The sequence below is a fragment of the Limimaricola cinnabarinus LL-001 genome (assembly GCF_000466965.1).
Taxonomy (GTDB): Bacteria; Pseudomonadota; Alphaproteobacteria; order Rhodobacterales; family Rhodobacteraceae; genus Limimaricola; species Limimaricola cinnabarinus.
Genome location: NZ_BATB01000007.1, coordinates 52,120 through 65,670, shown reverse-complemented (window position 1 = coordinate 65,670; position 13,551 = coordinate 52,120). Strand labels below are relative to the sequence as shown.

11 protein-coding genes and 2 pseudogenes are annotated in these 13,551 nt (G+C 69.7%); 4 read left to right on the top strand and 9 right to left on the bottom strand.

Going from position 1 to position 13,551, the window contains the following annotated elements:
* Positions 1-9: 9 nt before the first annotated feature.
* From pdxA to lptF, 5 genes and pseudogenes are all read right to left on the bottom strand, one after another.
* A pseudogene (gene pdxA / locus MBELCI_RS04590) lies at positions 10-980 on the bottom strand (4-hydroxythreonine-4-phosphate dehydrogenase PdxA).
* Positions 977-2,188 (bottom strand): peptidylprolyl isomerase, encoded by a 1,212-nt coding sequence (locus tag MBELCI_RS04585; protein ID WP_021692986.1) that lies wholly within the window; start codon positions 2,186-2,188, stop codon positions 977-979. Before MBELCI_RS04585 ends, pdxA begins: the two are co-directional and overlap by 4 nt.
* Positions 2,189-2,220: 32 nt before the next feature.
* Positions 2,221-4,323, bottom strand: a complete 2,103-nt coding sequence (locus MBELCI_RS04580) for an LPS-assembly protein LptD (RefSeq protein ID WP_021692985.1) — start codon at positions 4,321-4,323, stop codon at positions 2,221-2,223.
* On the bottom strand, positions 4,320-5,408 hold the full coding sequence (gene lptG / locus MBELCI_RS04575) for an LPS export ABC transporter permease LptG (RefSeq protein ID WP_021692984.1): 1,089 nt from the start codon (positions 5,406-5,408) through the stop codon (positions 4,320-4,322). The genes MBELCI_RS04580 and lptG overlap by 4 nt, the downstream gene beginning before the upstream one ends.
* Positions 5,405-6,520, bottom strand: a complete 1,116-nt coding sequence (lptF, locus tag MBELCI_RS04570; protein WP_021692983.1) for an LPS export ABC transporter permease LptF — start codon at positions 6,518-6,520, stop codon at positions 5,405-5,407. The genes lptG and lptF overlap by 4 nt, the downstream gene beginning before the upstream one ends.
* Here lptF and MBELCI_RS22235 point away from each other — a divergent pair.
* The 3 genes and pseudogenes from MBELCI_RS22235 to MBELCI_RS04560 all read left to right on the top strand — a co-directional run bounded on the left by MBELCI_RS22235 (position 6,519) and on the right by MBELCI_RS04560 (position 8,632).
* Positions 6,519-6,653, top strand: a complete 135-nt coding sequence (locus MBELCI_RS22235) for a hypothetical protein (RefSeq protein WP_021692982.1) — start codon at positions 6,519-6,521, stop codon at positions 6,651-6,653. The genes lptF and MBELCI_RS22235 overlap by 2 nt on opposite strands.
* A 38-nt stretch (positions 6,654-6,691) precedes the next feature.
* A pseudogene (locus tag MBELCI_RS04565) lies at positions 6,692-8,166 on the top strand (leucyl aminopeptidase).
* A gap of 4 nt (positions 8,167-8,170) precedes the next feature.
* Complete coding sequence (locus MBELCI_RS04560; protein ID WP_021692980.1) at positions 8,171-8,632, top strand: DNA polymerase III subunit chi; 462 nt, start codon at positions 8,171-8,173, stop codon at positions 8,630-8,632.
* A 9-nt stretch (positions 8,633-8,641) separates the two neighbouring features.
* On the opposite strand, the gene MBELCI_RS04555 is transcribed toward MBELCI_RS04560, so the two are convergent.
* The 3 genes from MBELCI_RS04555 to MBELCI_RS04545 form a co-directional block, all read right to left on the bottom strand.
* Complete coding sequence (locus MBELCI_RS04555; protein ID WP_021692979.1) at positions 8,642-9,220, bottom strand: retropepsin-like aspartic protease family protein; 579 nt, start codon at positions 9,218-9,220, stop codon at positions 8,642-8,644.
* Positions 9,221-9,236: 16 nt separating this feature from the next.
* Entirely contained in the window at positions 9,237-9,881 is a 645-nt protein-coding gene (locus tag MBELCI_RS04550; RefSeq protein WP_021692978.1) for a MarC family protein, read from the bottom strand.
* A 173-nt stretch (positions 9,882-10,054) separates the two neighbouring features.
* Positions 10,055-11,902 (bottom strand): ABC-F family ATP-binding cassette domain-containing protein, encoded by a 1,848-nt coding sequence (locus MBELCI_RS04545; protein ID WP_021692977.1) that lies wholly within the window; start codon positions 11,900-11,902, stop codon positions 10,055-10,057.
* Between the two features lie 198 nt (positions 11,903-12,100).
* Here MBELCI_RS04545 and ndk point away from each other — a divergent pair, with 198 nt between their 5' ends.
* Positions 12,101-12,523: a nucleoside-diphosphate kinase gene (gene ndk, locus MBELCI_RS04540; protein WP_021692975.1), complete on the top strand. Its 423-nt coding sequence runs from the start codon at positions 12,101-12,103 to the stop codon at positions 12,521-12,523.
* 78 nt (positions 12,524-12,601) lie between these two features.
* On the opposite strand, the gene MBELCI_RS04535 is transcribed toward ndk, so the two are convergent.
* Positions 12,602-13,549 (bottom strand): glutaminase, encoded by a 948-nt coding sequence (locus MBELCI_RS04535; RefSeq protein WP_021692974.1) that lies wholly within the window; start codon positions 13,547-13,549, stop codon positions 12,602-12,604.
* Positions 13,550-13,551 lie beyond the last annotated feature (2 nt).

The following is a 13,551-nucleotide window of genomic DNA, read 5'->3' as shown; positions in this document are numbered from 1 at the left end:
GCCGTTCGTCTAGCGCGCTTCTCGGGCCTTGGCCATCCGGGCCGCCATGCGGATCGCGGCGATCATCGACGACGGATCGGCCAACCCCTTGCCGGCGATGCCGAAGGCGGTGCCGTGATCGGGCGAGGTGCGGATGAAGGGCAGGCCGAGCGTGACGTTGACGCCGCCCGAGAAATCGATGGTCTTGATCGGGATCAGCGCCTGATCGTGATACATGCAGATCGCCGCGTCGTAGCTCGCGCGCGCGGCGGCGTGGAACATCGTGTCGGCGGACATCGGCCCCACGAGATCGAAGCCGTCGGCGCGCAACCGGTCGAGGAGCGGCATGATCATCTTGATCTCCTCGCCCCCCATCTTGCCGTCCTCGCCCGCATGGGGGTTGAGCCCGGCAATGGCGAGGCGCGGCGCGCCGAGGCCGAAATCGCGGATCAGCGCCGCGTGGGTGATCCGGATCGTGGCGTCGAGCAGTTCCGGCGTGAGCCTTGCGGGCACCTCCGAGAGGGGCACGTGGATCGTCGCGGGCACGACCCGCAGCGCCTCGCAGGCGAGCATCATGACGACCTCGTCCACCCCCGCCAGCGCCGCGAGATATTCGGTATGGCCCGGATAGGCGAACCCCGCCCCGTCGATCAGCGCCGCCTTGTGGATCGGGGCGGTGCACAGCGCGGCGCAGGCGCCGCCGCGCACCAGATCCACGCCGTCGCGGATCGCGTCGATCACGCCCTGGGCATGGGCCGGGGCGGGCCGCCCCGGAATGGCGGGGGGGCCGAAATCGCGCGGCAGCACCGGCAGCGCCTCGTTCGAGAGCGCCACGGCCTTGGCGGGGTCGGAGACGGCCCGCCACGCACGGCATCCGGCAGATGGCGCGGATCGCCGAGCCACAGGAGCGGGATCTCGCCGCGCAGGCTCTGCCACGCGCGGGCCGCGATCTCCGGGCCGATGCCCGCAGGCTCGCCGCAAGAGATCGCGATCGGCGTCACGGGGCGATACGCGCCTGCGCGCGCAACTCGGCGAGCAGGAGGTCGGCCCGCGCGGTGAGCTTGCGGCTGGTGATCTGGTTGCGCGCCGCCTCCCTGTCGGCATCGGCGACGGCCGCTGCAGGGGTGCGCGCGCAGAGCATGGTGAACAGGAGCGAGCCGTCGTTCACAAGGTTCCACGACGCCTCGTCGCGGTCGAGCCGCGCCAGTTCGAGCGCCAGATCCTGCGGGATTGCCGAGGGTGCGACGCTGCGGCGCACGAGACGCTCCTCGGGCAGGCCGCGGGCGACGCCGTAGAGGTCGTCGCAGGTATCGACGATACCCCTGACCCGCGCGGCGTTCGCCTGCGCCTCGGCGGTGCCCGCGCCGGGGATGGCGAACTGGGCATAGTCGATCTCGGCGATCGCGGCGGGGGCCTGCGGCGCCTCGCGAATGTCGCGTAGCTGGAACAGCGCCACGCCGTTCTGGATCGGGATCGGCGGCGTCACCTCGCCCGGTTCGAGCGACAGCAGCAGCCCGTGCAGACCGGCGGGATAATTGGTCAGCGGCACCCAGTCGAGCCGACCGCCCTGCGTGCGCGTCGGCAGCGCCGAGACCTCGCGGGCCTCGGCCTCGAAGGCGGCGGTGGAGCGCAGCTTGGAGATCGCCTCGGCGCGGGCCAGCGCGGCCTGCGCGCGCGGCGGCGGGGCCGCGATGATGATCTCCGAAAGCAGAAGCTCGACCGATTCCGGCCCGCCGGTCTGCGCCAGCGCCGCATCGATCTCGGCCTCCGAGACCTCGATGCCGGAGCCGTAGCGGCGGCGGATGTAGTCGCGCCACGAGGTGTTGACCTTGACGAAGTCGCGCAGCGTCTCGCGCGCGATGCCCTGACCCGAAAGCTGGCCCAGAAACGCGTCGAGCGGCAGGTTCGCGCGCTGCGCGAACTCCTCCATCGCCGTGGTCAGCCCTTCCTCGGTCAGCTCCATGCCGGCGCGGTCGAGTTCCTGAAGCTTGAGCTTCTCCTCGACCAGCTGGGTCCGGGCCAGCTCGGCGATGTCGCCGGGGGTGTTGAAGGCTTCGAGCAGCTTGGCGCGCTGGTCCAGCTCGTAATTGGTGACGGCGCTGCCGTTCACGGTGACGGCCGGTGCGAACAGCCCCTGCGCCGTCGCGCCCATCGGCGCGGCCAGAGCGATGGCCAGAACCGCTGCCCCCACGAAATCCAAAGCCCGCATTCCGGCTCCCATCCTCGTCAGATCGTCAGGTCTCATCCCTCGCAATCCCGCGCCGCGGGCCGGGCCTGCCGACCGGCGGAAAAGCCGTTCAGATTGACCGAAAGCCCGAAGCTCGTGGAGGGGTCGACCTCTTCGGTATCGGTGTAGCGGCGGGATGCGGAAAGGTCCACCGTGACGCATTCGTTGCGCCAGCCGGCGCCGATCTCGGCGCGCACCGGCGCGTCGGCGGCGATGTCGTAGCGGGCCTGCGCCTCGAGGCTCCAGCGCGGCCCGAGGCGCAGCGTCGCGTCGATAGAGGCCTCGCTGATCGCCTCGACCTCGTCGCCGCCGGTTTCGGCCTCGAGCCACAGATAGGCCCCCGACAGGTCGATCCGGTCGCGGTCGAATTCGAGCCGGGCCTCGGCGCTCGACACGTCGAACTGGTTGTCGAAGGTGGCGTGAAGCGCGAGGCCCATATCCTCGCCCAGATCGGCGCGCGTCGAGATCAGCCAGTCCGAGCGCGCCCGGCCCAGACCTGCGCCGTCGGACAGATCCCCCAGATCGTCGTCGCGCAGCAGCTGACCGGCCAGCACCGACAAGGTGCGCCCGTTGGTGGCGGTGCGGCTCCAGCGCAGACCGAGCCCGGCGCTCAGCCCGGTCTCCTGCAGATCCTCACCGGGCAACCGGTCGAGCGTGTGCAGGGTGGCGGCGCCGAACTCGGGCAGGCGCGAATCCTCGTTGGCGGGCGCCGTGCCTTGCTGTGCCGCGTAGGACAGGCTTGCCACCGGTTCGATCACCTGCGTGGCGTCGGTGCCGGTCTCTTGCCGGATCAGCGGCCAGCGCAGCGTCACGCCCGCGGCCTCCCATGCACGCGGGGACACCGCGTCGCGCGAGGGATCGTCACTGACGACATAGGCGTCGACGCGGCCCTGCAACTCGGTGCCGAGGATCACGCCGGGGCCGACCAGCCGGTCCTGCTGCCAGCCGGCGGACACCCCGGCGCGCATCACGTCGCGCGCCGCGGCCGGCGTCGGCCCGTCGCGCCACAGCGCATCGGCATCCGCGCGCAGCGTCAGCTGGCCGCCGAAGGGGCCGGGGCGCAGCACCGCCTCGCGTTCGAGCCGCGCCACCAGCGGCGGCAGCGAGGTGCTCGATTCGCCGTCGCGCAGGCTTTCGTAATAGGTGATCTGGCCCAGCGCATAGCCGCCGTCGCGCAGCCGGTAGGCGCGCAGGCGGCTGTCGAGCCGGTCGGCGTCCGACAAATCGTAATCGAGCAGGACGGCATCGTCGGAGACCGCTTCGAGATCGAAATCGAGGCGCACGTCGCGGGGCAGGGAGAAAGCGCCCTCGCCCAGAATGGCGTAGCGCAGCCCCTGCTCGGTGTCGTCCTCGGCCAGATGCGTGTCGAGCGCAACCCAGCCGCTGCGCCACGTCTGCCGGTAGCCCAGTTCGAGGTTGCGCGACTTGGTGGCGATCCATGGGGTCACGGTCAGGTCGCGGCGCCCCCCGAGGCGCACGAAATAGGGCAGCTTCACCCCGATCCCGAGCGTGTCCGAGGAAAACAGCTGCGGCACCAAAAGCCCAGAGGCGCGCTCCAGCGTCGGGTCGGGCAGGCGCAGGCGCGGCAACCAGATCACCGGCACGCCGCGAATGTGAAAGCTGGCATCATCGAAATAGAGCTGCTGCCCCACCTCGTCATGAACCACGCGGGCGGCGCGGATTTCCCACAGGGGCGGGCCGTTGCCGCAGACCTGACACGAGGTGGCGGCGCTGCGGGTCAGCGCGGTGAGGCCGCTGCCGGTCCTGTCGATGCGGCCCGCCGAAATCTGAAGCTGCCGGTCGAGCACCAGCCGCGCACCGCGCAGCAGCCCCGATTCGAGCTGGGGGTCGATCTCGGCGGCGTCGGCGGTGAACACCTCGCCCCCGGGCGTGGTGATCAGGATCGGCCCGGTGACGGTGAGCCGGTCGGCGCTGCGGTCATAGGCGATCTCGGAGGCGGTGAGGCGGGTGCCGTCGTAGAAGGCCTCGACATTGCCGCGCGCCACCAGCGTGTCCTGTGCGGTCACGGTGACGTTGTCGGCCACGAGCTGGGCCAGGCCCTGGGCCGCGCCGAGTGAAGGCAAAAGGCTCAGAAGGGCAGAGAGCAGGCGGATCATCCGTCCTCCAGATGTAGCAACAGGCCGAGCGAGGACAGGATCGCCGCGACGGGCGGGATCCAGGCCGCGAGCACGGGAGGGATCTGCCCGTTCTCTCCGAGGATCTGCGCGAAGTTGCGCAGGAAGTACACGCCGAAACTCAGCAGGATCGCCCCGAGCACCATCACCCCGACGCGGCCGCCGCGCTGGTGGCGCATGGTGAAACCCGCGCCGATCAGCAGCATCGCGGTCAGGAAGGCGGGCTGCGCCAGCTCGGTCTGCAAGAAGACCTGATGACGCCGCGCGCTGAAGCCCGCCGTCTCGAGTCGCTTGATGAAGCCCGGCAGTTTCCACACCGAAATCGCCGCCGGATCGCCGAAGCTGTCGCGGATCTGGGTGGCGGTGAGCGAGGAGGTCAGCGTCATCTGCGGCAGCTGCTCGGCCTGTGTCTCGGGGTTGTCGGCCGAGAGCGGCCAGCGCTTGACCCCGCGCAGCAGCCAATGCCCGGATTGCAGCTGCGCGAGGTTCGCCTCGATCCGCTCGCGCGGGCGGCCCGACGCGTCGTAGGACAGGAAGCTCGCTTCGCGCAGCACCGTGCCGTCGAGATTGCTGCTCACGGCGCGGATCACCGTCTGCGCGCCGTCGTCGCCCTGGCGCAGCCAGAGACCGTCATCCGACAGGGTGATGACGCGGTTCTCGCCGCGCAGGATGTCGGTGCGGGCCTCGTAGGCGCGGCTCGTCGCGGCGACCAGCGGGTTGAACAGCGCCACCGTCATCACGCCGATCACCACCGTCATCAGCACTGGTGCCGTCAGCGCCGACAGCGCCGAGCGACCCGCCGCGCGGGTCACGACCAGCTCCGAGGAGCGCGCGAGGCCGAGAAACAGCGCGATGCCCGAGATGATCACGATTAGCGGCAGGATCTCGTAGAGATCCGCCGGCACGTTGAGCAGGCTGAGCGCCACGAGATCGCCCGCGCTGGCGGTGCCGCCGTGGCGGCGTGCCTGCTCGACGAGATCGAGCATCGCGAGCATGGTGAAGAAGGCCCCCAGCGTGCCGAGGAACGCCACGACGTAGCGGCGGGCATAGTACCGGTGCAGGATCATGCGAGCCGCTCCGCGCGGCGACGCCGCCCGATCCCGCGCCGGGCCGGTCGCCCGGCGAGCGTGAGTTCGATCAGAGCGATCGCGAAAGCCGCGCCGCCGGGCAGGTAGATCAGCGGCCACTGGTCCGGGTTGCCGCGCAGCAGCGACGTGGCGAGCGATTCGAGCGCTTGGACCACGATGATCAGCCCGATCGCGCCGAGGATCTGGCGCCAGACGCCGAAGCGCGAGAACCCGCCCAGCAGCAGCGTCGCAAAGCCGATCAGCGGCGCCGCGGCGGCCAGCACGGCGGCGGCGATCCGGTCATGCGCCTCGCCCGCGAGCTGCGCCGCGCTGCGTTCGGTGGCGTCGAGAAGGGCGGGGGTGGGAAAGAACAGATCGCGCGTGGAGACCCGTTGGGTGCGCAGGCGTCCCACTTCGCCGCCCTGTGTCAGGGGGGCGAGATCATAGGCGAAATCCTCGAACCTCGTGGTCGAAAGCCGGTTGGTTCCGCGGCGCAGCACCTGCACCAGACCGTCGATCATCACCAATTGCGGCGCGGCGGCGGTCTCGACCAAATAGGCGCTCGACGCGGTGTAGGTGACGCTCTCCTCCGCGTTGCGGGTGTCCGAAATCAGAAGGTCGCGAAGCTCGCCCTCGGTGGTGATGTCGCGGATATAGAGCGTGACGCCCGCGATCGGTGACAGGAACTGCCCCTCCTGCAAGAGCCGCGCGGTGGCGGTGCGGGCGATCTCGGATTGCCGGTCGGCAAGCCGGGCCTGAGCCATCGGATTGATCACCACCGTCAGCGCCCCGGTCAGGAGCCCCGTCACCAGGCCGAAGACCAGCACCGGCCGCGCCAGCCGGAACGGCGAGAAGCCCGTTGCCCGCATCACCGTGAGTTCGCTGTCGGCGCTCAGCCGGTTGGTGACGTAGAGCGCGGCGGCAAAGCCCGAGAGCGGCAGCACCAGCCGGATCAGCGACGGCAGGGTGAGCATCGTGAGTTCGAGGAACACCGACAGGTTCTGACCGTCGGCCACGAGCTGGTCGAACAGCTGCACTGCGCTGTTGACCCAGTAGACGAGCACCAGCACGAGCGCGAAGAAGCCGAACAGCATCAACAGCTGCGACAGCATGTATCTGTCGAATCGTGCCACGGCCGCCTCGCAACTGATGGCCGCCCGCGTCGGCCGCCTGCCTGTGCGCATCCTAGCCGAGCGGGCTGGCGGGTTGAACCGCGATCTGGCCAATGCCGCGCATGGCGGCTAGGCTCCGCCGCCAAAGCCAACGATCCCCAAGGAGCCGGCATGTCCCGCACCCCCCGCATCGATTTCCTTCCCTACGACGCGCAGGCGCTGAGCGAGGCCACGGGCCGCGTCGCGGTATTCCTCGGCGTCGACGGTCCCGACAGCGAGGTCGCACGCGACCTCGACGCGGCGATGGGCGGGGCGCTGTCGCGGCTGGCCTCGGGCCATCGCTGGGGCCGGGCCAGGCCGGGCGAGATCGTCGAGATCGCGGTGCCCGCGGGTCTCGCCGCCGAGGCCGTGCTCGCGGTCAAGCACGACGCCGAGGCCGGGCGATTGGCGATGCGGCGCGCCGGTGGTGCCATCGCCAAGAGCGCCGGGCGCGGCGCCTGACGGTGCTGGCCACGGAGCTGCGCCATGCCGATGAGGTGGCGCTCGGGATGGCGCTGCGCGCCTACCGCTTCGACGCGCACCGCAAGCCCGACGAGACCGCCGAGCCCGAGGGGCGTGTGCGCGTCATGTCCGACGATTCCGAGGCGCTGGCCCGTGCCGCGGGGCCGATGGCGGCGATCGCCGAAGGGGTGGCCTTCACCCGCGATCTGGTGAACGAGCCCGCCAACGTGCTCACCACCGACGATTTCGCCGCCCGCCTCGCGGCGATGCAGGAGCTGGGGCTCGAGGTCGAGATCCTCGAGGAGGACGACCTCGCGCGTCTCGGCATGGGCGCGCTGCTGGCCGTGGGTCAGGGCTCCGACAGCCCCTCCAAGGTCGTGGTCATGCGCTGGCAGGGCGGCGGCGACGAGGCGCCGCTGGCGCTCGTCGGCAAGGGCGTGGTGTTCGACACCGGGGGCATCTCGCTCAAGCCCGCGGGCGGCATGGAGGACATGACCATGGACATGGGTGGCGCAGGCACCGTCGCGGGCACGATGCGCGCGCTGGCGCTGCGCCGGGCCAAGGCCAACGTGGTAGGCCTCGTCGGGCTGGTCGAGAACATGCCCTCGGGCAATGCCACGCGCCCCGGCGACGTGGTGCGCTCCATGAAGGGCGACACGGTCGAGGTGATCAACACCGACGCCGAGGGCCGCCTCGTTCTGGCCGACGTGATGTGGTACGCGCAGGAGCGGTTCAAGCCCTCCGGCATGATCGACCTCGCCACACTCACCGGTGCGATCATCGTGGCGCTGGGCCATGAGAACGCGGGCGTGTTCTCGAACGAGGACGGCTTTGCCGAGGCGTTCCTCGCGGCCGCCGAGGGCGAGGGCGAAGGCGCATGGCGGATGCCGATGGGCGACGCCTATGACAAGACGCTCGAAAGCCGGATCGCGGATGTGCGCAATGTCGGCACGGGGCGCGAGGGCGGCTCGATCACGGCGGCGCAGTTCCTCAAGCGCTTCGTGCAGGACGGCACGCCCTGGATCCATCTCGACATCGCGGGCACCGCCTCGCTGAAATCCGAGTCGGCGCTGGCCCCGAAAGGCGCGACCGGCTGGGGCGTGATGGCGCTCAACCGTCTCGTGGCCGACCGCTACGAGGGCTGAGACGATGGGCGCGGCCTTCTTTTACCACCTGACCGACGGTCCGGCCGAGGAGCTTTTGCCGCAGCTTCTGAAGCTCGCGGGCAAGCAGGGTTGGCGGGTGGAGATCAGGGGCCGCGCCGCGCGCGCCATGGACCGGCTCGACGCGGCGCTGTGGCGCATGGGGCCACCCGAGAGTTTTTTGCCGCATGGCCGCGCCGGCGGGCCGCATGACGCGGCGCAGCCCATTCTGCTCACCGCCGAGGGAGAGGCGGCGCCGGGCCTGCCTTGCGTGATCTGTCTCGACGGGGCGGAGGCGCAGGCGGAGGAGGTGCAGGCCGCCGAGCGGGTCTGCATCCTGTTCGACGGTTTCGACGAGGCGGCGGTGCAGGCCGCGCGGGGACAGTGGAAACGGCTCACCGGAGCGGGATGCGCGGCACAGTACTGGGCGCAGCAGGACGGACGCTGGACCAAGAAGGCCGAAGGCTGACAGCGCGGCTCAGCGCGTCAGGATCAGCTTTCCGCCTTCGATCTCGATGCGGCCGAAAAGGCGCAGATAGCCCATCCCCAGAAGCGAGCCGGCCAGATCGCCATCGGTGACGACGGCGCTCAGCCCCTCATCCTCGATCGCACCGAGCGCCACGCTGTCGAGCGTCACGCGCGCGGTGCGCACGGTGCCGTTGGCGGTGACGGCGGAGCCGAGATAGTTCAGCGCCTCGGGGTCGATCCCGGCGCGGCGCGCATCCTCGCGGCCGAGCACCATGTCGGTGGCGCCGGTGTCGACCACGAAATCGATCGGCGTGCCGTTGATGTCGAGCGTGAGGTAGTAATGCCCGTCGCGCGCCTGCGGCACCTCGATACCTTGGGTGCCGATCATGGTCTGGCGCGGCACCACGTCATCGCGGATGTCCGACCACAGCCCGGCGGCGGCGATGACACCGATGAAAATCAGCGCCCAGAGCGCGGCCTGCTGGGCGATCTGGCCCAGCCGGTCGCGATTCTGCACGATGAACCACCCGGCGATGGCGGCGCCGAGAAGTCCGAGATAGGCGAGGCTAACGAGGTTATCGGGGGTCATGCCCCTTGATATGGGGTCAATTCGCGCCGGGGAAAGGCAGGCCGAAGCCGGATCCGTGCAGACCGTCGATGATGAACTGCACCGCCAGCGCCGCCAGCAGCATCCCCAGCACCCGCGTGACGACATTGAGCCCGACCGGCCCCAGCACCCGCGCCAGCGGATTGGCCAGCGCAAAGGCGATCCACACCGTGGCCAACACCGTGAGCGCCACACCGTAGATCGCCGCATAGCCGAGCGGGCCGTCGGCCTCGGCGGTCAGCAGGATCAGCGTGGTGATGGCGCCCGGGCCGACGATGAGCGGCAGCGCCAGCGGAAAGATCGAGGGATCGTGATCGTCCTCGTTGCCTTCCTCGGCATTGTCGCGCCGCCGCGCCTGCCGCCGCTCGAACAGCATGTCGAGCGCGGTGAGAAACAGCAGCACCCCGCCCGCGATGCGGAAGGCCGGAACCGAAATGCCGACGAAGCGCAGCACCGCATCACCGAGGATCAGGAAAAGCAGCATCAGCGCCGCCGAAGTCGCCAGCGCCCGGAACGCGACGCCGCGGCGCTGCGCGGGGGTCATCCCGGCAGTCATCGCCACGAAGAGCGGCGCGAGACCGATCGGATCGACGATCACGAACAGCGTGGTGAAGGCGGTGACGAGCGTGGCGATTTCGATCACGTCGGGGTCCTCGTCCGGTCCTGCGGGCCGGACCCGCTCTCATGGCGCACCCTGCCGGGCGCGCCGGTTCGGGGCAACCCCGCGCCCCGGCCAACGACGCGCCTCCCTCGGGTCACTCGACCCTTGGGATGCGCTGGGGGTGCCTTCGGCGCGGAAGCAGCGCCCCCGAACCGTCAGGCCGCTTCGGCGCGCTCCAGCTTTTCGAGCGCGGCCATCCACATGGCCTCGGCGCGGCCCAGCGCCTCCATGACTTCGGCGTATTTCTTGTTCCAGGTCTCGAGTTCGCCCTTGCGGCCATCCTCGTAGAGCGCCTGATCCGCGAGCTTCTTGGCGAGCTTGTCGCGCATCTCGTTGATCTTGTTCACCCGCTCCTCGCATTTGCGGGCGTCAGAGCGCAGCGACAGGATCGCCTCGCGCGACGGTTTCTCGGCCTTCGGCTTCTCGGCTTTGGGCTTGTCGGCGGGCTTGTCGCCCGAAATCAGCATCTTGCGATAGGTCGGAAGATCCTCGTCATAGGCCGAGACGCGTCCGTCCTTCACCAACCAGAGCCGGTCGGCGACCATCGACAGAAGGTGCATGTCGTGGCTGACGAGGATCACCGCGCCGGAATAGGCGGTCAGCGCCTCGACCAGCGCCTCGCGGCTCTCGATGTCGAGGTGGTTGGTCGGCTCGTCGAGGATCAAAAGATGCGGCGCGTCGATGGTGGCGAGAAGCAGCGACAGACGCGCCTTCTGCCCGCCCGAGAGACGACCCACCTCGGTGTCAGCCTGTGCAGCACCAAGGCCGAAGCCAGCGAGCCGCGCCCGCAGCTTGGGGGGCATCACGTCGGGCAGGGCGCGTTGGATGTGCTGGATCGGCGTTTCCTCGACCCGAAGCTCGTCGACCTGATGCTGCGCGAAGAAGCCGATGCGCAGCTTGTTGGAGCGGATGATCTTGCCGCCCATCGGCGCGAGTCGGTCCGACAGGAGCTTCGACAGCGTCGACTTGCCTTCGCCATTGCGGCCCAGAAGCGCGATGCGGTCGTCCTGATCGATGCGCAGGTCGAGCTTGTTCAGAACGATCTTGCCGTCGTAGCCGACCGAAACGTCCTCGGTGGCGATGATCGGCGGCGACAGCTCCTCGGGCTCGGGAAAGGTGAAGACGGTGCGCGCCGCGTCCTCGGGCACGCGGATCGTCTCCATCTTCTCGAGCATCTTGACCCGGCTCTGGGCCTGCTTGGCCTTCGACGCCTTGGCCTTGAAGCGATCCACGAAGCTTTGCAGGTGGGCGCGCTGGGCGTCCTGCTTTTTGGAGGCGGCCATCAGCACGGCGCGTTGGGCGGCGCGGCTCTTGGCGAACTGGTCGTAATTGCCCGACCAGTAGGTGAGCGTGCGGTTTTCCAGATGCAGAATGCCGCCGACCGAGCGGTTCAGAAGCTCGCGGTCGTGGGAGACGATCAGCACCGTGTGCGGGTAGCGCACGAGGTAGCTTTCGAGCCAGAGCGCGCCTTCGAGATCGAGATAGTTGGTCGGCTCGTCGAGGAGCAGCAGGTCGGGCTCGGCAAAGAGCACGGCGGCCAGCGCCACGCGCATCCGCCAGCCGCCCGAGAAGGCGGAGCAGGGCATGAGCTGCTCTTCATGGGTGAAGCCCAGACCCTTGAGGATCGTCGCGGCGCGCGCCTCGGCCGACCACGCGTCGATATCGGCGAGGCGCATCTGCACCTCGGCGATCCGGGCTGGATCGGTCGCCTCCTCGGCCAGAAGCGCCGCGCGCTCAGTGTCGGCGGCCAGCACGGTGTCGATCAGCGTGACCTCGTTGCCGGGGACCTCCTGGGCCACGCCGCCGATGCGGGCGCCGCGCGGCAGCTCGATCTCGCCGGTGTCGAGCGTCAGCTCGCCCCGGATCAGCTTGAACAGCGTCGATTTGCCCGTGCCGTTGCGACCCACCACGCCGACCTTGTGGCCGGCTGGGATCACGGCGGAGGTGTGTTCGAGGAGCGGTCGGCCCTCGACGGAGTATGAGATGTCTGTGATGCGCAACATGGCAGCGCCTTGCCCGAAGCCGGGCGGCGCGTCAACGGGCGGCGGCCCGGATCGGCGATCGGGCGCGGTGTGGCCTGCGGCGCGAGGCGCATGGCGCGATGTCGCGGCTTTTCAGGGCGCGGTGCCCGTGCTAGGGCGCAGCCCGACCGGGGTCGCCGCGCGCGCCCCCTGCTGCAACCTGTTCAAATGAGGGACATCATGGCCACCGAACGCACGCTCTCGATCATCAAGCCCGACGCCACCAAGCGCAACCTGACCGGCAAGATCGCCGCCAAGTTCGAAGAGGCGGGCCTGCGCATCGTCGCTTCCAAGCGCATCCTGCTCACCAAAGAGCAGGCCGGCAAGTTCTATGCCGTGCATGCCGAGCGTCCCTTCTTCGGCGAACTGACCGAATTCATGGCCTCCGGCCCGGTCGTCGTGCAGGTGCTCGAGGGCGAAGGCGCGATCGCCAAGAACCGTGAAGTCATGGGCGCGACCAACCCCGCCGATGCCGCCCCCGGTACCATCCGCGCCGAATTCGCCGAGTCGGTCGGCGAGAACTCGGTGCACGGCTCGGACGCGCCCGATGCCGCCGCCGAAGAAATCGCGTTCTTCTTCTCGGGCCTCGAACTGGTCGGCTGAAGCCGGTCCTCGTGACCCCGATGAAAGGCCCGCGCGACAGCGCGGGCCTTTTTGCGTCAGGCGGCGTGGTCTGGACGTCTATTTGGGCGCGAAGACCGACCAGCCGGTGCGATCGGCCAGCATCTCCAGCGCCATCGAGGCGAGATGCGAGTTGCCCACCGCGTTGAGCCCCGGCGACCATGCCCCGATCGAGGCGCGCCCCGGCGCCACGGCGAGGATGCCGCCGCCGACGCCGCTCTTGCCCGGAAGACCGACGCGGAAGGCGAATTCGCCCGAGCCGTCGTAATGCCCGCAAGTGAGCATCAGCGCGTTGATCTGACGCGCCATGCGCGGGGCGATGGCGCGCGATCCGCCGGGCGACAACGCGCCGTCAAAGGCGAGAAAGCGCCCCGCATGGGCCAGTTGGGTCGTGGTCATGGCGATGGCGCATTGGTGGAAATAGGTGCCGAGCGTCTTGTCGGGGTGCCGCTCGATCGTGCCGAAGCCGCGCATGAAATTGGCCAGCGCCGCGTTGCGCCAACCTGTGGCGGTTTCGGATTTGGCCACCGCCGGGTCGATGGCGATGTCGTCGTCGCCCGCGAGGTAGCGCACGAATTGCAGGATCTGGCCCAGCGCCTCGCGCGGTTCGGACCGTGCGAGGATCGCGTCGGTCACGGCGATGGCGCCGGCGTTGATGAAGGGGTTCCGCGGGATGCCCCGTTCATGTTCCAACTGCACGATGGAGTTGAACGGATCGCCCGACGGCTCGCGGCCCACGCGGCTCCAGAGCGCGTCGCCGATCCGGCCCAGTGCCACGGCGAGGGCAAAGACCTTGGACACGCTCTGGATCGAAAACGGGGTGTCGGCGTCGCCGCCTGCGATCACCTCGCCCTCATGGGTAACAAGCGTGAGCGCGAAACGACCGGGATCGACGCGCGCCAATTCGGGGATGTAATCCGCCACCGCGCCGCGGTCGGTCTGCCCGGCCATATGGTCGCAGATCTCGGCCACGATCTCGCGCAGCCGGTCGGGGTCGCTTACGCTCACCG

What these genes read in the sequence shown, in the direction of transcription:
- lptF (WP_021692983.1), bottom strand. Translation starts at nt 6,520, where the DNA reads ATGCTGTCGCAGCTGTTGATGCTGTTCGGCTTCTTCGCGCTCGTGCTG.
- MBELCI_RS04545 (WP_021692977.1), bottom strand. Translation starts at nt 11,902, where the DNA reads ATGTTGCGCATCACAGACATCTCATACTCCGTCGAGGGCCGACCGCTC.
- MBELCI_RS04580 (WP_021692985.1), bottom strand. Translation starts at nt 4,323, where the DNA reads ATGATCCGCCTGCTCTCTGCCCTTCTGAGCCTTTTGCCTTCACTCGGC.
- MBELCI_RS04585 (WP_021692986.1), bottom strand. Translation starts at nt 2,188, where the DNA reads ATGCGGGCTTTGGATTTCGTGGGGGCAGCGGTTCTGGCCATCGCTCTG.
- lptG (WP_021692984.1), bottom strand. Translation starts at nt 5,408, where the DNA reads ATGATCCTGCACCGGTACTATGCCCGCCGCTACGTCGTGGCGTTCCTC.
- ndk (WP_021692975.1), top strand. Translation starts at nt 12,101, where the DNA reads ATGGCCACCGAACGCACGCTCTCGATCATCAAGCCCGACGCCACCAAG.
- MBELCI_RS04560 (WP_021692980.1), top strand. Translation starts at nt 8,171, where the DNA reads ATGGGCGCGGCCTTCTTTTACCACCTGACCGACGGTCCGGCCGAGGAG.
- MBELCI_RS22235 (WP_021692982.1), top strand. Translation starts at nt 6,519, where the DNA reads ATGTATCTGTCGAATCGTGCCACGGCCGCCTCGCAACTGATGGCCGCC.
- MBELCI_RS04555 (WP_021692979.1), bottom strand. Translation starts at nt 9,220, where the DNA reads ATGACCCCCGATAACCTCGTTAGCCTCGCCTATCTCGGACTTCTCGGC.